Annotated in this window: 22 protein-coding genes; 13 read left to right on the forward strand and 9 right to left on the reverse strand. The window is 64.0% G+C overall.

Going from position 1 to position 19483, the window contains the following annotated elements; translation table 11 throughout:
* Positions 1-33: 33 nt before the first annotated feature.
* The 11 genes from atpB to KBY83_RS07425 all read left to right on the forward strand — a co-directional run bounded on the left by atpB (position 34) and on the right by KBY83_RS07425 (position 7839).
* On the forward strand, positions 34-753 hold the full coding sequence (atpB, locus tag KBY83_RS07375) for a F0F1 ATP synthase subunit A (protein ID WP_396093617.1): 720 nt from the start codon (positions 34-36) through the stop codon (positions 751-753).
* Between the two features lie 159 nt (positions 754-912).
* Complete coding sequence (gene atpE, locus KBY83_RS07380; protein ID WP_106502337.1) at positions 913-1161, forward strand: ATP synthase F0 subunit C; 249 nt, start codon at positions 913-915, stop codon at positions 1159-1161.
* 99 nt (positions 1162-1260) lie between these two features.
* Positions 1261-1731 carry a F0F1 ATP synthase subunit B' gene (locus KBY83_RS07385; RefSeq protein WP_254937414.1) on the forward strand — a complete coding sequence of 157 codons (471 nt, stop codon included), beginning with the start codon at positions 1261-1263 and terminating at the stop codon, positions 1729-1731.
* A complete protein-coding gene (locus KBY83_RS07390; protein WP_106502335.1) occupies positions 1728-2252 on the forward strand; it encodes a F0F1 ATP synthase subunit B in 525 nt (174 codons plus the stop codon). The genes KBY83_RS07385 and KBY83_RS07390 overlap by 4 nt, the downstream gene beginning before the upstream one ends.
* Complete coding sequence (atpH, locus tag KBY83_RS07395) at positions 2252-2800, forward strand: ATP synthase F1 subunit delta (RefSeq protein WP_255018962.1); 549 nt, start codon at positions 2252-2254, stop codon at positions 2798-2800. Before KBY83_RS07390 ends, atpH begins: the two co-directional genes overlap by 1 nt.
* 102 nt (positions 2801-2902) lie before the next feature.
* On the forward strand, positions 2903-4420 hold the full coding sequence (gene atpA / locus KBY83_RS07400) for a F0F1 ATP synthase subunit alpha (protein ID WP_106502333.1): 1518 nt from the start codon (positions 2903-2905) through the stop codon (positions 4418-4420).
* Between the two features lie 15 nt (positions 4421-4435).
* Positions 4436-5389, forward strand: a complete 954-nt coding sequence (locus KBY83_RS07405; RefSeq protein ID WP_255018963.1) for a F0F1 ATP synthase subunit gamma — start codon at positions 4436-4438, stop codon at positions 5387-5389.
* Between the two features lie 15 nt (positions 5390-5404).
* Positions 5405-6097, forward strand: a complete 693-nt coding sequence (locus tag KBY83_RS07410; protein ID WP_254940973.1) for a TIGR02466 family protein — start codon at positions 5405-5407, stop codon at positions 6095-6097.
* Positions 6098-6128: 31 nt separating this feature from the next.
* Positions 6129-6491 (forward strand): 2Fe-2S iron-sulfur cluster-binding protein, encoded by a 363-nt coding sequence (locus tag KBY83_RS07415; RefSeq protein ID WP_261354265.1) that lies wholly within the window; start codon positions 6129-6131, stop codon positions 6489-6491.
* Positions 6488-6679 (forward strand): hypothetical protein, encoded by a 192-nt coding sequence (locus KBY83_RS07420; RefSeq protein WP_255018965.1) that lies wholly within the window; start codon positions 6488-6490, stop codon positions 6677-6679. The genes KBY83_RS07415 and KBY83_RS07420 overlap by 4 nt, the downstream gene beginning before the upstream one ends.
* The gene (locus KBY83_RS07425) at positions 6676-7839 is read left to right on the forward strand and encodes a DUF3326 domain-containing protein (protein ID WP_255018966.1); all 1164 of its coding nucleotides are present in this window, start codon (positions 6676-6678) and stop codon (positions 7837-7839) included. Before KBY83_RS07420 ends, KBY83_RS07425 begins: the two co-directional genes overlap by 4 nt.
* On the opposite strand, the gene ald is transcribed toward KBY83_RS07425, so the two are convergent.
* The 5 genes from ald to KBY83_RS07450 all read right to left on the reverse strand — a co-directional run bounded on the left by ald (position 7751) and on the right by KBY83_RS07450 (position 13649).
* The gene (gene ald, locus KBY83_RS07430; RefSeq protein WP_255018999.1) at positions 7751-8863 is read right to left on the reverse strand and encodes an alanine dehydrogenase; all 1113 of its coding nucleotides are present in this window, start codon (positions 8861-8863) and stop codon (positions 7751-7753) included. The two genes, KBY83_RS07425 and ald, sit on opposite strands and share 89 nt — an antisense overlap.
* A gap of 103 nt (positions 8864-8966) precedes the next feature.
* On the reverse strand, positions 8967-10688 hold the full coding sequence (locus KBY83_RS07435) for an NAD+ synthase (RefSeq protein ID WP_255018967.1): 1722 nt from the start codon (positions 10686-10688) through the stop codon (positions 8967-8969).
* A complete protein-coding gene (locus tag KBY83_RS07440) occupies positions 10688-11314 on the reverse strand; it encodes a nicotinate-nucleotide adenylyltransferase (protein ID WP_255018968.1) in 627 nt (208 codons plus the stop codon). The genes KBY83_RS07435 and KBY83_RS07440 overlap by 1 nt, the downstream gene beginning before the upstream one ends.
* Positions 11311-12636, reverse strand: coding sequence for a GTP-binding protein (locus tag KBY83_RS07445; protein ID WP_255018970.1), 1326 nt, complete (start codon positions 12634-12636; stop codon positions 11311-11313). Before KBY83_RS07445 ends, KBY83_RS07440 begins: the two co-directional genes overlap by 4 nt.
* Positions 12633-13649 (reverse strand): CNNM domain-containing protein, encoded by a 1017-nt coding sequence (locus KBY83_RS07450; protein ID WP_255018971.1) that lies wholly within the window; start codon positions 13647-13649, stop codon positions 12633-12635. The genes KBY83_RS07445 and KBY83_RS07450 overlap by 4 nt, the downstream gene beginning before the upstream one ends.
* Before the next feature lie 107 nt (positions 13650-13756).
* On the opposite strand from KBY83_RS07450, the gene KBY83_RS07455 reads away from it, so the two are divergent.
* Positions 13757-15076: an aminopeptidase P N-terminal domain-containing protein gene (locus KBY83_RS07455; protein ID WP_106502324.1), complete on the forward strand. Its 1320-nt coding sequence runs from the start codon at positions 13757-13759 to the stop codon at positions 15074-15076.
* Between the two features lie 16 nt (positions 15077-15092).
* Here KBY83_RS07455 and KBY83_RS07460 read toward each other — a convergent pair whose 3' ends face one another.
* Together KBY83_RS07460 and KBY83_RS07465 are read right to left on the reverse strand one after the other, a co-directional pair.
* On the reverse strand, positions 15093-15884 hold the full coding sequence (locus KBY83_RS07460) for a TIGR01548 family HAD-type hydrolase (protein WP_255018972.1): 792 nt from the start codon (positions 15882-15884) through the stop codon (positions 15093-15095).
* 18 nt (positions 15885-15902) lie between these two features.
* Positions 15903-16562 carry a transaldolase family protein gene (locus tag KBY83_RS07465; protein WP_255018973.1) on the reverse strand — a complete coding sequence of 220 codons (660 nt, stop codon included), beginning with the start codon at positions 16560-16562 and terminating at the stop codon, positions 15903-15905.
* 119 nt (positions 16563-16681) lie between these two features.
* Between KBY83_RS07465 and KBY83_RS07470 the strand changes: the two genes are divergently transcribed.
* On the forward strand, positions 16682-17116 hold the full coding sequence (locus KBY83_RS07470; protein ID WP_254959893.1) for a 30S ribosomal protein PSRP-3: 435 nt from the start codon (positions 16682-16684) through the stop codon (positions 17114-17116).
* A gap of 220 nt (positions 17117-17336) precedes the next feature.
* On the opposite strand, the gene atpC is transcribed toward KBY83_RS07470, so the two are convergent.
* Positions 17337-17744: an ATP synthase F1 subunit epsilon gene (gene atpC, locus KBY83_RS07475; RefSeq protein WP_106502320.1), complete on the reverse strand. Its 408-nt coding sequence runs from the start codon at positions 17742-17744 to the stop codon at positions 17337-17339.
* Positions 17745-17773: 29 nt separating this feature from the next.
* A complete protein-coding gene (gene atpD / locus KBY83_RS07480) occupies positions 17774-19234 on the reverse strand; it encodes a F0F1 ATP synthase subunit beta (RefSeq protein ID WP_255018974.1) in 1461 nt (486 codons plus the stop codon).
* Positions 19235-19483: the final 249 nt, after the last annotated feature.

Genomic DNA, 19483 nt, shown 5'->3' on the forward strand with positions numbered 1-19483 from the left:
CTGGCGACCCCGAACTCCCCTTCGCTGGCTCCGATGCCTCTCCTTCTCCCCTTTGCTGAACTGGAGGTTGGTAAACACCTCTACTGGCAACTTGGCAACCTCAAGATTCACGGCCAGGTCTTCCTGAGCTCCTGGGTGGTTATCGGTGCCTTGCTTGCCCTTGTAGTGGTTGGCACCCGCAAGCTTGAGCGTGATCCGCGAGGCACCCAGAACCTGCTGGAGTTCCTGTGGGATTACATCCGCGATCTCTCCCGTGAACAGATTGGTGAGAAGGCTTACCGCGATTGGATGCCCTTCATCGGCACCCTTTTTCTTTTCATCTTTGTGAGCAACTGGGGCGGAGCTCTGGTGCCCTGGAAGCTGATCCACCTGCCTAGTGGCGAGCTTGGGGCACCAACGGCTGATATCAACACAACCATTGCTTTGGCTTTGTTGGTATCCCTTGCCTACTTCTATGCAGGCTTGAGCCGTAAGGGGCTGAGGTACTTCGAGTACTACGTGGAGCCGACACCGATCATGCTTCCATTCAAGATCGTTGAAGATTTCACCAAGCCCCTTTCCCTTTCATTCCGTCTATTTGGCAACATCTTGGCGGATGAATTGGTAGTCGCAGTTCTGGCATTTCTGGTGCCCTTGATTGTGCCCCTGCCTGCAATGTTCCTGGGTCTTTTCACCAGTGCTATTCAGGCTCTGATTTTTGCCACCCTCGCCGCCTACTACATCGGCGAGGCGGTGCACGAAGAGCACCATTAGGAGCTCCTCGCCAGCTGCTCCGCTCCGGCGGTCTGCTAAATCTCCCTCGCGCAGGTCCGGAAGCATCCCGGGCCCATTCTTGAAAGGATGTCCTCAGCGCAGGGTTTTATTCCCGGTCCATAACGCGCCACAACCGCGACCCCAATCCCCCACTCCATCATGGATTCCATCACCTCCGCTGCGTCTGTTCTGGCCGCTGGTCTGGCTGTAGGCCTCGGTGCCATCGGCCCCGGCATCGGCCAGGGCACCGCAGCTGGCGGCGCCGTTGAAGGCATTGCACGTCAGCCTGAAGCCGAAGGCAAGATTCGCGGCACCTTGCTGCTGTCCCTGGCCTTCATGGAAGCGCTCACCATCTACGGCCTTGTGGTCGCCCTAGTGCTGTTGTTTGCCAACCCCTTCGCTGGTTGAGCCTTGTTGTGAGTGGAAGGAGGGCTGGGGCTTGTTGCTCCTGCCCTCCCTGGCTCACAAACCTCAATCCCGACCGATCGTTCCAGCGCCCTCGCCCAAATGACCAGCTGGCTTCTGCTCGCCGAAGCAGGTGTCCCTGAGGGAGGTCTTTTTGACCTCGATGCCACCCTGCCGCTGATGGCGGTTCAGGTTGTTCTCCTCACTTTCATTCTGAATTCGCTGTTCTTCCGCCCCGTAGGACGGGCCGTGGAGGAGCGTGAGAGCTTTATCTCCACTAGCCGCGCCGACGCCAAGCAGAAGCTGGCTCAAGCCGAGCGGCTGGAAGCCGATCTCAAGGAACAGCTCAAGGACGCGCGTCAGCAGTCCCAAAAGCTGATCCTCGAGGCCGAGCAGGAAATGGATCGTCTCTATCGCGATGCCCTTGCCGCGGCTACGGCCGATGCCAATGCTTCCCGGGAGCAGGCCCGCCGTGAGATTGATTCTCAGCGAGACCAGGCGATGGACCGACTTAATAAGGATGCCGACAAGCTCGGTGATCTGATCGTGACCCGCTTGCTGGCTGCCTCATGACTTTCCTGCTCCCCTCATTGCTAGCAAGTCACGGCGGATTTGGTTTCAACCTCAATCCGTTTGAGACCAACATCATCAACTTGGCGATTGTGATCGCCGGCCTTTGGAAGTTTTTGCCAGGTTTCCTCGGCAGCATCCTGGAGCGCCGTCGTGCAGCCATCCTCAACGATCTGCAGGATGCTGAGCAGCGTCTTCTCGCAGCAACATCTTCGTTAGCTCAAGCCCAGCAGGATTTGTCGGCAGCACAACAAAAGGCTGAGCAGATTCGCGCTGATGGTTTGGCCCGGGCCCAATCTTTGCGCCTGGAGAGCGAAAAGCGCACGATCGATGAAATGGCTCGGCTTAAGCAGGGAGCCATGGCCGACTTGAATGCCGAAGCAGCTCGAGTCACCGACCAGTTGCGCCGAGAAGCCGCCAATCGGGCTATTGCCCAAGCACTTGCCACCCTCCCCGGCAAGCTCAATGCAGATGCCCAGGCCCGACTGATCGATCAGTCCATTTCAACCCTGGGTAAAGCCTGATGCCACTCCTCAACTCGATTGCAACCCCTTACGCCGAGGCGTTGCTGCAGGTAGCTGAAGCTCGTAAGGAGACTGATGCTGTAGCCGAACAGGCAAAAGCTCTTCTGGCCGTATTGAGTTCGAGTCCCGAGCTCAAAGCTGCTCTGGCGTCTCCCGTGCTTGAACCCGAAGCCAAGAAGGCTGCTTTGGCAAAGCTTTTCGACGATCAGGTCACCCCTGCGGTGCAAAACCTGCTCAAGCTCTTGGCCGACCGCCAGCGCCTGCCCATGATGGAGGCTGTTTTGATGCGTTTCCTGGAGCTTTATCGGGAGCTGCGCAACATCACTTTGGCCAAGGTGACATCTGCTGCTGCCCTCAGCGAGGAGCAGCAGGCTGAGCTCAACCGCAAGGTTCAAGCGATTGCAGGCTCTAAATCGGTGGAGTTCGACCTTGTGGTTGACCCCTCCTTAATAGGAGGCTTCATCGTCAGCATGGGCTCCCAAGTCATTGACGCCAGCCTTTCTGGTCAGGTGCGCCGTCTCGGATTGGCGCTGGCCCAGGTGAGCTAGCTCCTCTGTCCGCCCAAGCTTCCGGAACCTTCTTGCTCCGGAAGCCCTCTCCCCGCTTCCCCGTCTTCCCCTCCATCAGCCCCCCTGTGGGGACTTCCTCCCATGGTTTCCATCCGCCCCGACGAGATCAGCGCCATCCTCAAGCAGCAGATTGAGGACTACGACAAGTCGGTTTCGGTTAGCAACGTTGGCACCGTGCTGCAGATCGGCGATGGCATCGCCCGCGTGTATGGCCTGCAGCAGGTGATGGCCGGTGAACTGGTGCAGTTCGAGGACGGCACCGAAGGCATTGCTCTCAACCTCGAAGACGACAACGTTGGCGTGGTGTTGATGGGCGAAGGTCGCGGCATTCAGGAGGGCAGCACCGTCAAGGCAACCGGCAAGATCGCCGCCGTGCCCGTTGGCGACGCCATGCTTGGTCGGGTTGTGAATTCGCTGGGCCAGCCCATCGACGGCAAGGGTGATATCGCCACCACCGAAACCCGCCTAATCGAATCGATGGCGCCTGGCATCATCCAGCGCAAGTCGGTGCACGAGCCCATGCAAACGGGCATCACCGCCATCGACGCCATGATTCCGATCGGCCGGGGCCAGCGCGAGCTGATCATTGGCGACCGTCAGACTGGCAAAACAGCTATCGCAATCGATACGATCATCAACCAGAAGGGCGAAGACGTCGTCTGCGTTTATGTGGCCATTGGTCAGAAGGCCGCATCCGTAGCCAACGTGGTTGAAGTGCTGCGGGAGAAGGGAGCCCTCGATTACACCATCGTGGTTGCTGCGAGTGCCTCCGAGGCTGCAGCCCTTCAATACCTGGCTCCCTACACCGGCGCGGCCTTGGCCGAATCGTTCATGTACAAGGGCAAGGCGACCTTGGTTATTTACGACGACCTCACCAAGCAGGCCCAGGCCTATCGCCAGATGTCCCTGTTGCTGCGTCGCCCCCCCGGTCGTGAGGCTTACCCCGGCGACGTCTTCTATTGCCACAGCCGTTTGCTTGAGCGTGCCGCCAAACTCAGCGATGCGATGGGCAAGGGCTCGATGACCGCGCTGCCGATCATCGAAACTCAGGCCGGTGACGTATCCGCCTACATCCCTACCAACGTGATTTCGATCACCGATGGCCAGGTGTTCCTGAGTTCCGACCTGTTCAACTCCGGTCTACGCCCCGCCATCAACGTTGGTATTTCCGTGAGTCGGGTGGGCGGTGCTGCCCAGACCAAGGCGATCAAGAAGATTGCCGGTACCTTGAAGCTCGAGTTGGCTCAGTTCGATGAACTGGCTGCCTTCTCCCAGTTTGCCTCCGACCTCGATGCTGCAACCCAGCAGCAGCTCGGCAGGGGTAAGCGCCTGCGCGAGATTCTCAAGCAGCCCCAGTTCAGCCCCCTAATCCTGGCGGAGCAGGTGGCTGTGGTTTATGCAGGCGTCAAGGGCCTGCTGGATGAGGTTCCTGTCGAGTCCGTGGTTCAGTTCTGCCGCGAGCTGCGCGATTACCTCAAGAGCAACAAGGCCGAGTTCATCTCCAAGGTGCAGACCGAGAAGCAGCTCAGCGACGAAGCTGAAGCCATGCTCAAGGATGCCATCAACGAGGTGAAGTCGACCATGCTCGCCTCCGTTTGAGGAGGGGCATAACTAATGGCAAACCTCAAAGATATCCGCGACCGGATCGGTTCGGTCAAGAACACTCGCAAGATCACTGAGGCCATGCGCCTGGTGGCAGCCGCCAAGGTTCGCCGCGCCCAGGAGCAGGTGCTGCGCAGCCGTCCTTTTGCTGACCGGCTCGCCCGCGTGCTGGAAAATCTTCAGTCACGCATGCGCTTTGAAGATGCCGACGCTCCCTTGCTTGAGCAGCGCGAGGTTGGCACCATCACTCTGCTTGCCGTTACAGGTGATCGGGGATTGTGCGGTGGCTACAACGCCAACATCATCAAACGCACCGAACTGCGCACTGCTGAACTTGTTGGTCAGGGCTACAAGGTCGATCTGGTATTGATTGGTCGTAAGGCGATCACCTACTTCCAAAATCGCGCTAATCAGTACACGATTCGCGCCACCTTTACCGGTCTTGATCAGGTGCCCAAGGCCAGTGAGGCAATGGGTATCGCCAACGAAGTGCTGGCGGAGTTTCTCTCCGGCAGCACCGACCGTGTCGAGATGATCTTCACCAAGTTCATCAACCTGGTGAGCTCCAAGCCCGTTATTCAGACCCTGCTACCCCTCGACCCCCAGGGCATTGCTATCCCTGAAGACGAGATCTTCCGCCTCACTACCCGGGACGGCCGGCTGGGGGTTGAAGTGGGTACGGCTGCTAACTTGCAGCCCAAGCTGCCCTCAGACATTGTCTTTGATCAGAGCCCTGATCAGCTGCTCAATGCCCTGCTGCCCCTTTATTTGGAAAACCAGCTTCTGCGTTCTCTGCAGGAGTCCGCAGCTTCTGAGTTGGCGAGTCGGATGACGGCAATGAACAACGCCAGTGATAATGCCAAGGCTCTAGCAAAGAGCCTCACGCTCGACTACAACAAGGCCCGCCAGGCCGCCATTACCCAGGAAATTCTGGAAGTGGTTGGCGGTTCTGCCGGTATGTCCTGAGTCTGGGGGGCTGGTTTGCAGATCGAGCCTCTGTTTCCGGTGGCTCTTGGCAGGGTTCAGCTATCGCCTGATCCCCTGGATACGGCACTGCAACTACAGGCCCTGCACGAGCTGCGGGGCCAAGCCAGCTCCAACCCCGATCCGGGCTGTGCCTGGACAGGTGACCTTAATGGTGTCTGGCAGTTGCAGCGTCAGCCGGCCTTTGCGCCTCTGATTGCTGGCTTGACAGGCCATGCAGAAGCTTTTCTGCAGCAATTGGGTTTCGATCTCAGCCGAGTGGCCTTGCACCTGCAGCGCTGCTGGCCCGTGCTCAGCGAGGAGGGGCAGGTGGTAGGTCGCCACCACCACCCCAACGCTCATCTCAGCGCCATTTACTACCTCAATGGAGATGGCAGCGGCCGCAGTGGCTGTCTGCGCCTGTGGCCGCAGCGGCAGGTGAATGAACTGGTGCCTGGGATGGCAGTTGGCCACGAAGGTCCGTTGGCTGCATCACCTTGGAGCGCGCCTTGGCTGGATGTGGCTCCCCAGGCTGGCCTGCTGCTGCTGTTTCCCAGCTGTCTGGATCACGCGGTGCTTCCCAACGAGGATCCGGATGATTTGCGCTGCTCCCTCAGCATTGATTTCGCCCTAACAGCCCCCGTGGCTAGGGATGGCTCCTCGCCACCGGAATATCTGGCGCCCCACCCCAGCCAGTGGCAGGAGCTTTGATCGCCGCGGCTGGTACGGGTGGGCTGGAACAATGGCCTCTAGCTGCCCACGCCGGCACCCTCCTGTGACCGAAACCCAGACCTTCACAATCAACGCCGAGTTTCAAGGCACCCAACACACTTTTTCCTGCCGCAGCGACCAAACCGTGTTGTCTGCAGCCGAGGCCGCTGGGGTCCCCTTGCCCAGTTCTTGCTGTTCAGGGGTCTGCACCACTTGCGCGGCTCTGATCAGTGAGGGCAGCGTGCACCAGCCCGATGCCATGGGGGTCAAGGCGGACCTGCAACTAAAGGGCTATGCCCTGCTCTGCGTTTCCTTCCCCCAATCTGACCTGCGGCTCCAGGCGGGGATGGAGGACGCCCTCTACGAAGCCCAGTTCGGTAAATACCAGAAATGAGTGCGGCGGCGGTGCGCCTGCAGCCCATAACTCTGCAGTTCCGCCGTGCTCCAGGGCCTTTGTTGTCCCAGATCGAGGCCGCTTTGGCTCCGCACGGCCAACCGCTGCGCTGGGCGATCACAGCGGTAGAACCTGGCCTGGCTGGATCTTGCCCATTGCTGACGCTTGAAGCGGTGGTGCTGGCATGACGACGAGCCGGCCTCTGCCTACCTTGCTGGTGATTCCCACCGGGATTGGATGTGAGCTGGGTGGTTATGCGGGTGATGGCCTGCCTGCCGCCCGCTTGCTGGCGGCCGCCAGTGGCTGCCTGATAACCCATCCCAACGTGATGAATGGGGCCTCGTTGTACTGGAGCGATTCCCGCATCCACTACGTGGAGGGCTCGGCCCTTGACCGCTTCGCTGCCGCTGGGATCGGCCTGCGGCCGGTGCGCCGGCAACGGCTGGGGCTGTTGCTCGATGCCGGTATCGAGGCGGAGCTGCGCTGGCGTCATCTGCAGGTTGCCGAGGGCTGCCGGGCCAGCCTGGGTTTGGAGATCGGGCCGGTGGTCACCACCGATGCCCCCCTGGAGGTGAGCCTGTGTCTGGGGGGCAGTGGCGCCAGCTGGGGGCAACTAGGCCGCCCCGAGCTGCTGCTGCGCGCTGGCCACATGCTCAAAGCTGCCGGGGCTACGGCTATTGCGGTGGTAACTCGCTTCCCCGAGGACAACTCCAGCGAGGCCCTAGCGGCCTACCGCCAGGGGTCTGGTGTGGATGCTCTGGCCGGTGCCGAGGCGGTGATCAGCCATCTGCTCAGCCGCGAGCTGGGCTTGCCATGCGCCCATGCGCCGGCCCTCAGTCCCCTGCCGCTCGATCCTGGTCTCGACCCCCGGGCGGCGGGGGAGGAATTGGGCTACACCTTTTTGGCCTGCGTGCTGGTGGGACTGAGCCGGGCGCCCGATCTGGTGCCGCTGGTGCCAGGGGTACCCGGCTCAGGAGCCTTGCCCGCAGCCGGGGCTGATCTGCTCCGCATCGAAGAAGTGGGGGCTGTGGTGGCCCCGGCAGGAGCCCTGGGGGGGGCGGCTGTGCTGGCATGTGCTGAGCGCGGCATTCCAGTGATCGCAGTTCACAACCCCTGCGTACTCAACGTGTCGGCGGCGGTCCTGGGCTTGGAGGTGCTCCCTGCGGAGAGCTATGCGGCGGCGGCTGGGTTGCTGGTCGCCCTGCGCGAGGGAATCAGCCCCTCTGCTCTGGTGCGCCCTTTGCAGCGGTTGAACACGATCAGCGCAGACAGGCCATCGGGTGCCGGGGAGTCACATCCAGGGCCCGGGCAACGCCGGGATGACACACCGCCCCATGCACCGTGTTGAGACCGGAGAGTAGTTCGGGGCGGTCGGTGACGGCTTCGACCAGGCCCCGCCCCGCCATTACGAGCATGTAGGGGAGGGTGACACTCACCAGCGCTTCGGTGGAGGTGAAGGGCACGGCCCCTGGCATGTTGCCGACGGCATAGTGCTGCACGCCGTGGAGCGTGTGCACCGGATCGGTGTGCGTGGTCTCGCGGCTGGTGGCAATGCAGCCCCCCTGGTCGATCGCCACATCCACAACCACGGAGCCGGGTTGCATTTGCTGCACCAGCGCCTCCGCCACCAGGGTGGGGGCCCGGCCACCGGCGGTGAGCACGGCACCAATCAGTAGATCGGCACTGGGCACTAGGCGCTCGATCAGGCTGCTGCTGCTCACCAGGCTCACCAGCCGGCCGCGGCGGTGGGCCTCGAGGCTGCGTAGCCGCTCGGGCGAGCGATCCAGCAGGAATACCTCCGCATCCATGGCGGCGGCGATCCGGGCCGCATTCCAGCCCACACTGCCTGCACCCAGCACCACCACCCGCGCCGGCCGCACCCCGGTGCAGCCCCCCATCAGGATGCCGCGACCGCCGTGGGGGCGCTCCAGCAAGTGGGCTCCCACCTGGGCTGCCAGCCGACCGGCGATTTCGCTCATCGGCGCCAGCAGGGGCAGGCTGCCGTCTTCGAGCTGCACGGTTTCGTAGGCCACGGCAGTGGTGCCCGCTTCCAGCAGGGCCCGGCCCACCTCCGGGTAGGCGGCCAGGTGCAGATAGGTGAACAGCACCAGATCGGAGCGCAGAAAGCCGAATTCCTCGGGCTGGGGCTCCTTGACCTTCACCACCAAATGGGCGCCCCAGGCTTCTGCGGCGCTCACCAGCCGGGCCCCGGCGGCGGCGAAGGCGGCATCGCTGAAGCCAGCCCCTAAACCTGCTCCCGCCTGGATGCGCACCTCCATGCCCTGGTTCACCAGATCGGCCACCCCGTCAGGGGTGAGGGCCACGCGCTGTTCATCGCGCTTGATCTCTGCGGGCACGCCGATGCTTGCCATCGGGGCCGTCAGGCTGGCGCCGCTGGAGCTGGGGGGTGCCATGGATGTACTGCCGTTTGTGGTTCCAGGTTGGCTGCGGCTGGCGATTGGCGCCATGCTTGATTTAGCCGGCGGCGATCGGCATGCGCCAGCCGCTGCCGAAGGCCCGGCCGCCGATCTTGAGCAGGGGCGGTGCCTGGCGCCGCTTGAACTCGGCCCGGCGCAGCAGCTGCATCACCCGTTCGGCCAGCTCCGCTGGGGTGCCGCTGGCGATCAGCTGCTCCGGACTGGCCAACTCCTCGATGTAGGCCTTCAAGATCGGGTCGAGCACGGCGTAGTCGGGCAGGGAATCGCTATCGAGCTGGTCGGGGCGCAGCTCGGCGCTAGGGGGTTTATCGCGGATCGCCCGCCCCACCAGCTCGCCTTCGCCTGGCAGCCCCAGCTCACGCCGGCAGGGGCCGGCGGCGGTCGAATCGAGCCAGGCGCAGAGCTCGAACACGCTGGTTTTGTAGAGGTCACCGATCACGGCCAGGCCGCCGTTCATGTCGCCGTAGAGGGTGCAATAACCGACGGCCAGCTCGCTTTTGTTGCCGGTGGAGAGCAGCAGCTGGCCCTGCTGGTTTGCCACAGCCATCAGCAGGGTGCCGCGGATGCGCGACTGCAGGTTTTCGGCGCTCAGACCGCTGGGTGGGCCCGCCAGCACCGGTGTTAGGGCGGTGTCGAAGCTGGCCATCAGCGCTGCGATCTCAGCGGTGCGGCAGCCCAGGCCCAGGCGCCCAGCTAGGGCCTGGGCATCGCGTAGGGAGCCATCCGAGCTCCAGGGGGAGGGCATCATCAGTGCCTGCACCCGCTCACCCCCCAGGGCAGCGGCGGCGATCACGGCCACCAGGGCCGAATCGATGCCGCCGCTCAGGCCCAGCAGGGCGCTGCTGAAGCCGCATTTGCGGGCGTAGTCGGCCACGCCCAGCACCAGGGCCCGAAACAACTGTTCGTTTTCAGTAGGCAAAGATGCCATTGGCAAAGACGCTGCTGGCCCCGCGCCGTTGACTTCCCAGCAGCTCACCTGCTCCTTGCAACTTGCCAGCTGGCTCACCACTCCGTTGCCGGCAACTACTCCGCCGCCGGCATCCACCACGAAGCTGGCGCCGTCGAACACCAGCTCGTCGTTGCCGCCCACCTGATTGACGTAGACCACCGGGCAAGCGAGCCGGCTGGCGGCGCGGCGGGCCAGGCTCTGACGCAGGGCCACTTTGGCCTGGCCAAACGGTGATGCCGAGAGGTTGAGCAGAAGGTCGATGCGGCTTGAGAGCAGCTCGGCGACGGGATCGGCACCAGCCAGGCGGTGGCCCTGCAGCTCCTCCTCAACCCAGAGGTCTTCGCAGATCGTTAGCCCTAGGCGCCAGGTTCGGCCGCCCCGCTCAAGCTCCAGCACACTCGGCCCCGTGGCGGCGCAGAAGTAGCGCTGCTCGTCGAAGACGTCATAGGTGGGTAGCAGCCGCTTACGGGCCACCACGCGCCAGCTGCCGGCCTCCACTAAGGCCACAGCGTTGAACAGGTTGGGCAACGGCGCGGCGCCTGATGGTTCGGCCATGCCCACCAGCACGGCCAGCTGGGGCAGCTCTTGGGCCAGGGACGCAGCCAGCTGGTTGAGCACGGCGCCTTGCTTAGCGATCAGGCTGGGGCGCAGCAGCAGGTCGCGCGGTGGGTAGCCCCAAAGGGACAGCTCGGGGGTGAGCACCAGATCAGCCCCCTGGGAAGCTGCCTGACGGCTGGCCGCCAGAATCAGCTCACCGTTGCCCGCCAGGTCGCCAACTAGCGGATTTAGTTGGGCCAGGGCGAGGCGCATTAGGGGAGTTTGAGGGGCTGGCTGAGGCTCGGATCGCCCCCCAGGCCGTAGAGATTGTGCTTGAGCAGTAGCGGCAACAGGGCCGCAGGTAGCTGGGCGGGGTCGGGGGTTTGGCGCAGCGCCGAGCTGGCGGTGGCGGGAACCTGCAGGGGCAGGATCACCACCCGGCCCCCCAGCTGGGTGAGCGGCTCCAGTTGTTTGGGCTGCAGGGGCCAGCCGGCCCGGGGGGCGATTGCCAGCACGCAGGCCTTCAGCACGGCTTCGGCCTGTTTCCAGCTGGGGATCTGGGCAGCCAGATCACTGCCCACCACAAACACCAGCTCGCTACCAGGCCACTGGGCCGCTGCCCGCTCCAGGGTGGTGATTGCCCAGGGGCTGCTGAGCTCCTGCCTGTGGCTCAGCCTCGGATCGCCGATGGCTGCCACTAGCTCGCCCAGCAGGGTGGACCGTTGCTCCAGGGGGGCGCCGTGGAGTTTTTGGGGGTTGTCGCTGGCCCAGGTGGCGACCTGGGGATAGAGCTGTACCAGGCCCTCCAGCAGGGCCTGGTGGCCGCGGGTCGGCGGGTCGGCGCTGGTGCCAAACAGGGCTACCGGCCCCTCTGCGGCTTTGACGACCCCGTTGCTCATGGCAGCAGAGCCTGGAGGTTGGGGGACGGCTCGCTTCGCTCGCCCAGCCACAGGCGCACCTGGGGATCGGTGATAGCCAGGCGCCGCAGCAGGGCGCCGGGTTGGCCGCCCCGCTGGGCGCTCCGCAGTAGTTCGGCGGCGGCGAGCCGGCCCGTGAGCCGGGTGGTGTGCACGGCCAGGGCCGCCTGGGCCAGGGCTACCGGGGCGGCTGGCGCGAGGCTGAGGCCGCCAGTGAGCGGCGCCGCCAGCAGCAGCAGTTGGCGTAGGGCGCCCAGGGCTAGCTGGATGCCGATCTGGGCGCCGCCCAGCAGGGCGTTGTGGCCGGAGAGCCGCCGCAGCAGCTGGCGGGCGCCGGCGCCGTGCATCGGCAGGCCGTAGAGCTGGCAGAGCTGCAGTACCAGGGCGGTGTCGCAGGCCAGACCGCCGGCCAGATCCAGCAGCACCAGGGGGTTGGCGGCTACGCCTGTGGCCTTGAGGGCGGCGAAGCGGCCGATCAGGCTCTGGGCGGCCTGGCGGCTGGCCCCCAGGCGCCAGCGTTGCAGGGACTGGTGAAAGCGCTCCGCGCTGCCCAGGGCATTAAGGGCAAGCAACAGGCAGCCGTGTTGCTCCAGCAGCTGCAGCAGCGACTGCCGCAGCGGCTCCACCTGCGGAGCTTGAACAACGCTGCGCACCCGGCCATCGGCCAGCAGCTGGGGTTGGCGTGGCGCGGCGGCCACCGGGATCAGCTCCAGGTGCCGGGCCGCTGCCGGCAGCCGCCGCTTGATGCTGGCGATCAGCTCGGCCTGCTCGGCCTCACTCCAGCAGTCGCAGCGGTTGAGCACCAGCATTACCGGCTTGCCGCTGGCCAGTAGCGGCGCCAGGGCGTCGTGCTCGACGCTGGTGAGGTCTCCGTCGAGCACCAAAAGCACCAGGTCTGAGCCGAGGGCTACTCGGGCCGCCAGTCGCGCCCTGGCGGCGGCGGCGATCTCATCGATGCCAGGGGTGTCCACCAGCTCCACCCGGCTTAGCCCCGCCATCGGTTGCGCCCAGGCCTGGGCCTGCTGGTGGCGCGTACAGCCGTGGGCCACGTCGGTGGCAAAAGCCGCTTCTCCCAGCAAGGCGTTGAGCAGGCTCGACTTGCCCACCCCCACTCGGCCAAACACGGCCACCCGCAGACTGCGCTGCTGCAGGCGACCTAGCTGGCGATCCAGGGCCAGAAGCTGGCCGGCCAGCTGGCTTTGCTCGCGGCCGCTGAGCTGGAGCTGGCGGCGCCACTGGTCGAGCAGGGATTGGCAGCGCTCCGGGATGGCGGGCGCCTGATGGGGGCACGGTTCGGGCCTCATGGCCGCATCCCTTCGCCCGCAGGTTGGGGACGGCGCCACCAGCCGGCCAGCACCGCCAGCACCGCTTCAGCGCCAATCACGCCCACGAAGCCGCCGAATTCGTCCACGACGACGCGAACGCCGCTGCTGTTGCGGCGGAAGCCCGTGAGCAACCGGTCGGCCCGGATCATTTCCGGCACGTAATCGACCGGCTCGCTTAGGGAGGCGGCAGTGCGATTGCCTTCGCCTTGGAGCAGGGCTGCCAAAAGTCGCTCCCGGCCGGCCACGCCCAGCACCTCATCCACCTCTTCGCCGAGCACCACCCACCATTCGGCGTTGTTCGCCAGTAGGTCTTCTCGCAACTTCTCCAGGCTGGTCGCCCCATCGAGGGTGGGAGCCGCCACCCGTGGTGTCATCAGATCGCGGGCGGTGAGATCGTTTAGCTGGAACACCTTGGCGATCATGGCCGCCTCATCGGCCTCGATTTGGCCCTTCTGGGAGCCCAGCCGAGCCAGCAGACGAATCTCTTCTTCGTCGGTGCTGATCTCGTTTTCGGCGGTGATCGCCGGCAGCAGCCGCTCCAGCAGCAGCACTAGGGGCAACATCAGGCCGGCCACGATCGACAGGGCAGGGGCGCTGGCCAGGGCCACCGGCAGGGCCAGGCGGCTGCCGAGGGCCTTGGGCAGGATTTCCCCCAGCAGGATCACCAGCACGGTGAGCCCTACGGAAAACAGGGGCAGGGCGATCCCCTCGATGCCCTGGCGTTTGAAAACGATGGCGGCGTAGCCGCCCAGCATCAAGCTGCCAAAAATGTTGAAGCCGTTATTGGCGATCACCAGCACCGACAGGGTGCGGCCCAAGCGCTGGCGCAGCTGCTCAAGGCGCCGCGCTCCGCGCACGGGCTTGCTGCGGGCGGCAAGTTCGTGCACCCGCACCGGGTTCACGGTGAGCAGAGCTGCCTCAACTCCAGAGCACAGGGCCGAACCTGCGATCACCAGCACCACCAGCAGCGCCAGGATGAGCAGGTCGTTCATTCCGCCATTTCGCCGCTCGCCATCTACCTATTAAATCGGCTTCGCCAGCGTCTGTCCCGCTGCCTGCTCCAAAATGGACTTATGCAGGGCCCGCCGGCCGCTTTTTCATGATCGATCCGTCGACCTTCGCCCAGCGGCGTCAGCGCTTCTTCGCTCAGCTCGGGGAAGCTGCTGCCGTGATTCCAGCGGCAACCCTGGTGACCCATCACGCCGACTGCGAGTGGCCCTTCCGCCAAAACAGCGACTTCTGGTATCTCACTGGTTTTGATGAACCCGAGGCGGTGGCCCTGTTTTTGCCTCACCGGCCCGAGGGTGAGCGCTACGTGCTGTTTGTGCAGCCCCGCGAGGCCAGCGCCGAGGTTTGGAACGGTTTCCGTTGGGGTACTGAAGGCGCCGTGGCCGAGTTTGGCGCCGACCTGGCCCACCCGCGCAGCGAGCTAGAGCAGCGCCTGCCCGACTACCTCAGGGGCGCTGAGGGCATCGCCTTTCGCGTTGGCAAGAACCCGAAGGTGGAGCCGCTGGTGCTGGCGGCTTGGGCCGCTCAGCTCGACCGAGCCCCCCGCAGCGGCAGGGCCGCCCTGGGCCTGGTGGCCCCCTGTCCGCTCCTGCACGAGCTGCGGCTGCGCAAGGGCCCCGAGGAGCTGGAGCGCATGCGCGAGGCGGCGCGGATCTCGGCCGAGGCCCATGAGCTGGCTCGTCAGGTGGTGCGGCCTGGCCTCAATGAGCGGCAGGTGCAGGCCGTGATTGAGCAGCACTTCCTGGAGCAGGGTGCCCGTGGCCCGGCCTACGGCACGATCGTTGCCGGCGGCGATAACGCCTGCGTGTTGCACTACATCGCCAACAACGCCCCGCTGAACGACGGCGATCTCCTGTTGATCGATGCCGGTTGCTCCTTAGCCGACTACTACAACGGCGACATCACCCGCAGCTTTCCGATCAACGGACGCTTCAGTGGTGAGCAGCGCGCCCTATACGAGCTGGTGCTGGCGGCCCAGGAGGCGGCGGTGGATTCGGTGGCCCCGGGCTTCAGCGCTGAAGGGGTGCACGAGACCGCCCTGCGGGTGCTGGTGGCGGGCCTGCTGGACCTAGGGCTACTGGCGGGATCCCTCGATGGGGTGATCGAGCAGGGGGCCTACCGCCACCTCTACATGCACCGCACCGGCCACTGGCTTGGCCTTGATGTACACGATGTGGGGGCCTATCGCCTCGGTGAGCACCACGTGGAGCTGGAGCCGGGCATGGTGCTCACCGTGGAGCCGGGCCTCTACGTGAGCGATCGGCTGCCGGTGCCAGATGGCCAGCCGGAGATCGAAGCTCGCTGGAAGGGCATCGGCATTCGCATCGAAGACGATGTGGCGGTAACAGCCCATGGCCATGAAAATCTCACCGCCGCCGCCCTGAAGTCTCCGGCGGCGCTGGAGCGCTGAGGTTTAGGGCAGGGCATCAGCCCAGCTGCTGCAGAAGCGATTCCAGCAGGTTGGCCGTGCTGGGAATCACCACATCGGCGCCGGCCTCCCGCAGGCGCGCCTCGTAGGTGGCTCGCGCTTCGGGCTGCCTGTGCAGATGGGGTGGCGCTACCGCAAAGCTCAAGAAGCGCTGAGCTGGGTACTGGGCTGGGCACTGGGCACGGGCGCGCTGCACGGTGAGCACATCGGCCACCGTGTCGCCCAGGTAAATCACCGGCGCTGCGCCAGCCCCCAGGCTCTCGCCGGCCAACTGGCTGGCTAGCTGCAGCAGGCCGGTGGGATCGGGCTTGTCTGGCGCATCGCCCATGGCGATCAAGGGCGGATTGGCGAGCCCCAGGCGGGTTTGCAGCACGTAGCGGCAGGAGGGGGGCTCAGCGCCACTCACGAAGCCGTAGGCCAGGCCTGCAGCCTCCAGAGCGGCAAAAAAGGCTTGCTGCACCAGTAGGGGCTCGTCGCGGATGAAGCCCCGCCAGTGGCCCGGATCGCCGGCGGGATCGCCGCCGAAATAGAAGCCTTCGAACACCGCCACCAGCTCCTCAAACGCCGGTAGCGGGGTATGGCCGGTGCGGCGCAGCAGCTCCATCGAGGCCTGCCAGTCGTTGTTCCAGCTTCCTTCGCTTTTGAGGCCGTCGATGGCGGCGGGCTCGGGACGCTGGCCATGGAAGTGGTGCACCGTTTCGACGATTGCCCGGCGGTAGCTGGCGCTCACATCGCGGATTACGCCATCGATGTCGAACAGCACGACGGCCCGGGGCGGAGAGGCGAACATGGGCATCAAGATTGGCTTTCAGGAACGGGCATCGCTTTCAAACTGGACGCTGGCTGCAGCGGTGGCCTCACTGCCGAATAGTTCAGTTGCCAGTGCCGGGCTGATCGTGAAGGTGTTCAGCCCTTCAGCGGCCAGGTGGCTGAGTTCGCTGGGCTGGCGCAAGCTGGCCACCAGCAGCCGCACGCTGGAGCCGAGCCCCGCAAGGCATCGCTGCATGGTGACCACTTCGGCTACCCCATTGCGCCCCTGATCCTGGATGCGGCCCAGGTAGGGGGCGATGTAAGCGACTCCCAGGGCCGCGGCGATCAGCACCTGGTGGGGCTCATAGCAGGCGGTGAAGGTGACGGCAACGCCGGCGCCAACCAGCTCTCGGGCAACCGCTGCTCCCTGCTTGGTCACCGGCAGCTTCACGGCGATGCGGCCGGGGGCCAGGGCCGCTAGTTCCTGGCCGCAGCGCAGCATGTCTGCCGTGGTGGCGCCCCATGCCTGCAGGTGGAGTTCGGCGATGCCATGGGCCAGGGCCGTGCGGCTGAGGGCTGCCAGGCTGTCGAGGGTGCAGGGCTGGGCGGCCCGGCGCAGCAGGGTGGGGTTGGTGGTCACGCCGTGAAATAGGCCGCTGGTCAGCCACTGCTGCCAGGCTTTGGGATCTGCCGAATCGAGGAACAGGCGCAGGGCCATAGCCGCAGGCGGGGGCCGAGGGCGGCCAGGCGGCTGGTAGGTTAGTTCTTTGCTCTGTTGCCTTGAGCACTCACCCCATGACAGCCTTCGAGAGCGCTCCTGACGCAGCAGTAACCGACATGGCCGAAGTGGCCGCGGCTGCCGAAGACACCACCACCCAGGGGCGTCCGGTGATGCGTGGCGGCAGTGCGGCTCTGGCGACCGCCATCATTGATGAGGATGGCGTTCCCTCTGGCTATACCCCCAAGGCTGACGAAGGTCGTTTCCTGCTCAAGATCCTGTGGCTGCCTGACAACGTTGCCCTAGCGGTGGATCAGATTGTTGGCGGTGGTCCGAGCCCTCTTACTTCTTACTTCTTCTGGCCCCGGGAAGATGCCTGGGAAACCCTCAAGACCGAGCTCGAAGGCAAGAGCTGGATCACCGATAACGAGCGCGTTGAGGTGCTCAACAAGGCCACCGAGGTGATCAACTACTGGCAGGAAGAAGGAAAAGGCAAGAGTCTTGACGATGCCAAGCTCAAGTTTCCTGATGTCACTTTCTGCGGTACCGCCTGATCTTCGCTGAATTCTGAAGCTTAGTTTTTTGCCCGGATAAAAATTATATCTACAAGCGCTCCGCGAGGAGTGCTTTTTTATTCATCTTTTTTTATGCATGGTTTTGCTGAGTAACGGTATAATCATAAAAAATCCGGAAGCCAACCCTGGGCACGGGTTGAAGTCCGGAATGAAATTCTTTGAAAACCTAGATTCCTTGAAAATCTAGATTCTTTGAAAATTAAACCGCTTTGCTGGCTTGAAAGCGGGCGCGAGAAGCAGCCAGTGCTTGCTGGGCTTTGAGCTTGTCTGGGCTAGCTGGCTTGCCCTCAAATGCAGCTGCTGCCGATTGGGCAGCCTCAAAGGCAGCCTCTGCGGATGCAGCATTAATTGAGCTGCCCAGCTCAGCGGCATTCACCAAAACGGTGACCTCGTCGGCCTCGACTTCGGCGAAACCACCCATCAGGGCGATCGTTGACCAAGCGCCGCCGGAGCGCAGACGCATTACGCCTGTATCCAGGGCTGCCAGCATGGTGACGTGGCCAGGCAGTATTCCTACTTGCCCAGTGGTGCTTGGCAGGATTACCTCTTCGGCGGTTCCATCAAAAACGCTCTGATCAGGGGCCAGAACGCGGAGGGTGAGACTCATGGGTAGGGGTCCTCAGGGAAAAGAAGGAATCAACCCTTGGCGTCGGCAAGAATCTTGGCGGCCTTGGCCCTCACCTGGTCGATGTTGCCCACCAGGTAGAAGGCAGCTTCAGGTAGGTCGTCTAGCTCGCCGGCCAGAATCATGTTGAAGCCCTTGATCGTGTCGTCCAGCTTGACGTACTCACCCTTTTGACCGGTGAAGATCTCGGCCACGAAGAAAGGCTGGGAGAGAAACTTCTCGATCTTGCGGGCCCGGTCAACCGTGCGGCGGTCGTCCTCGGAGAGTTCGTCGAGACCAAGAATCGCAATGATGTCTTGGAGCTCTTTGTAGCGCTGCAGGGTGCTCTGCACAGAGCGGGCGGTGCGGTAGTGCTCATCCCCCACCACGGCTGGCTGAAGCATGGTGCTGGTGGAATCCAGAGGATCCACGGCCGGGTAGATGCCTTTGGAAGCCAGGCCCCGGCTCAGCACGGTGGTGGCGTCCAGGTGGGCAAAGGTGGTGGCAGGTGCCGGGTCGGTGAGGTCGTCTGCAGGTACGTAGACGGCCTGGATCGAAGTAATCGAGCCTTCCAGGGTGGAGGTGATGCGCTCTTGCAACATGCCCACGTCGGTGCCGAGGGTGGGCTGATAGCCCACAGCTGAAGGCATGCGGCCGAGCAGGGCCGATACTTCTGAGCCGGCCTGCACGAAACGGAAGATGTTGTCGACGAACAGCAAGACGTCTTGCTTGTTGGTGTCGCGGAAGTGCTCAGCCATTGTGAGTGCTGAGAGACCCACGCGCATGCGGGCACCAGGGGGCTCGTTCATCTGGCCATAGCAGAGAGCCACCTTCGATTTAGAAAGGTCGTCGGGGTTGATCACACCCGATTCCTTGAATTCCTCGTAAAGGTCGTTACCTTCCCGGGTGCGCTCGCCAACGCCAGCGAACACGGAAACGCCGCCGTGCTCCTTGGCGATGTTGTTGATTAGCTCTTGGATCAGCACGGTCTTGCCTACGCCGGCGCCGCCGAACAGGCCAACCTTGCCCCCTTGGCGGTAAGGAGCCAGCAGGTCGATCACCTTGATGCCGGTCTCAAAAACCTTGGGCTTGGTCTCCAGCTCAGTGAGGAGGGGGGCGGCGCGGTGGATCGAAGCGGTCACGGTGGTGGTTACTGGACCCTTCTCATCCACCGGCTCGCCGAGCACGTTGAAGATGCGGCCGAGCGTGGCCTCTCCCACGGGTACGCAAATTGGGGCGCCCGTATCAATAGCTTCCATGCCACGGACCAAGCCGTCGGTGGTGCTCATGGCCACAGCACGGACTCGGTGATCGCCCAGCAACTGTTGGACTTCAGCGGTAAGAGCGACTAGCTGACCGGCCGAATTTTTGGCCTCAATCCGAAGCGCGTTGTAAATCTTGGGCAGCTTGCCGGCCGGGAATTCAACGTCTAAAACCGGGCCAATCACCTGCCGGACGGTGCCTTTGGTGCCGGTGGCGGTAGCAGCTGCCATAGGTAAGGAAATCTTGGGGAAGCGCAGGGGGAATCAGCCCGCCTGAAGCGGCGCAACCTTACCACCGCGACAGGCGGTGGACCCTGTTCAGCATCTGTTCACCCTGGTGGTTCGGTCACCCGCACGGTCTGGGCCTGGGCACTGAAACTTGATTGGGCATAGGTTGGCACTCGTTGAGCTCGAGTGCTAAATCGCCCCTCAGGCCCACTCAAGTTCACTGTTCTGTGGCGTCTCAGGCGTCATGTCATT

Source organism: Cyanobium sp. WKJ7-Wakatipu, from assembly GCF_024345355.1.
GTDB classification, from domain to species: Bacteria; Cyanobacteriota; Cyanobacteriia; order PCC-6307; family Cyanobiaceae; genus Cyanobium_A; species Cyanobium_A usitatum.

What these genes read in the sequence shown, in the direction of transcription:
- KBY83_RS07435 (WP_255018967.1), bottom strand. Translation starts at nt 10,688, where the DNA reads ATGCGCCTCGCCCTGGCCCAACTAAATCCGCTAGTTGGCGACCTGGCG.
- atpA (WP_106502333.1), top strand. Translation starts at nt 2,903, where the DNA reads ATGGTTTCCATCCGCCCCGACGAGATCAGCGCCATCCTCAAGCAGCAG.
- atpD (WP_255018974.1), bottom strand. Translation starts at nt 19,234, where the DNA reads ATGGCAGCTGCTACCGCCACCGGCACCAAAGGCACCGTCCGGCAGGTG.
- atpE (WP_106502337.1), top strand. Translation starts at nt 913, where the DNA reads ATGGATTCCATCACCTCCGCTGCGTCTGTTCTGGCCGCTGGTCTGGCT.
- KBY83_RS07455 (WP_106502324.1), top strand. Translation starts at nt 13,757, where the DNA reads ATGATCGATCCGTCGACCTTCGCCCAGCGGCGTCAGCGCTTCTTCGCT.
- KBY83_RS07445 (WP_255018970.1), bottom strand. Translation starts at nt 12,636, where the DNA reads ATGAGGCCCGAACCGTGCCCCCATCAGGCGCCCGCCATCCCGGAGCGC.
- KBY83_RS07415 (WP_261354265.1), top strand. Translation starts at nt 6,129, where the DNA reads ATGGCCTCTAGCTGCCCACGCCGGCACCCTCCTGTGACCGAAACCCAG.
- ald (WP_255018999.1), bottom strand. Translation starts at nt 8,863, where the DNA reads ATGGCAAGCATCGGCGTGCCCGCAGAGATCAAGCGCGATGAACAGCGC.
- KBY83_RS07385 (WP_254937414.1), top strand. Translation starts at nt 1,261, where the DNA reads ATGACCAGCTGGCTTCTGCTCGCCGAAGCAGGTGTCCCTGAGGGAGGT.
- atpC (WP_106502320.1), bottom strand. Translation starts at nt 17,744, where the DNA reads ATGAGTCTCACCCTCCGCGTTCTGGCCCCTGATCAGAGCGTTTTTGAT.
- KBY83_RS07390 (WP_106502335.1), top strand. Translation starts at nt 1,728, where the DNA reads ATGACTTTCCTGCTCCCCTCATTGCTAGCAAGTCACGGCGGATTTGGT.
- KBY83_RS07470 (WP_254959893.1), top strand. Translation starts at nt 16,682, where the DNA reads ATGGCCGAAGTGGCCGCGGCTGCCGAAGACACCACCACCCAGGGGCGT.
- KBY83_RS07420 (WP_255018965.1), top strand. Translation starts at nt 6,488, where the DNA reads ATGAGTGCGGCGGCGGTGCGCCTGCAGCCCATAACTCTGCAGTTCCGC.
- KBY83_RS07460 (WP_255018972.1), bottom strand. Translation starts at nt 15,884, where the DNA reads ATGTTCGCCTCTCCGCCCCGGGCCGTCGTGCTGTTCGACATCGATGGC.
- KBY83_RS07465 (WP_255018973.1), bottom strand. Translation starts at nt 16,562, where the DNA reads ATGGCCCTGCGCCTGTTCCTCGATTCGGCAGATCCCAAAGCCTGGCAG.
- KBY83_RS07425 (WP_255018966.1), top strand. Translation starts at nt 6,676, where the DNA reads ATGACGACGAGCCGGCCTCTGCCTACCTTGCTGGTGATTCCCACCGGG.
- atpH (WP_255018962.1), top strand. Translation starts at nt 2,252, where the DNA reads ATGCCACTCCTCAACTCGATTGCAACCCCTTACGCCGAGGCGTTGCTG.
- KBY83_RS07440 (WP_255018968.1), bottom strand. Translation starts at nt 11,314, where the DNA reads ATGAGCAACGGGGTCGTCAAAGCCGCAGAGGGGCCGGTAGCCCTGTTT.
- atpB (WP_396093617.1), top strand. Translation starts at nt 34, where the DNA reads ATGCCTCTCCTTCTCCCCTTTGCTGAACTGGAGGTTGGTAAACACCTC.
- KBY83_RS07405 (WP_255018963.1), top strand. Translation starts at nt 4,436, where the DNA reads ATGGCAAACCTCAAAGATATCCGCGACCGGATCGGTTCGGTCAAGAAC.
- KBY83_RS07450 (WP_255018971.1), bottom strand. Translation starts at nt 13,649, where the DNA reads ATGAACGACCTGCTCATCCTGGCGCTGCTGGTGGTGCTGGTGATCGCA.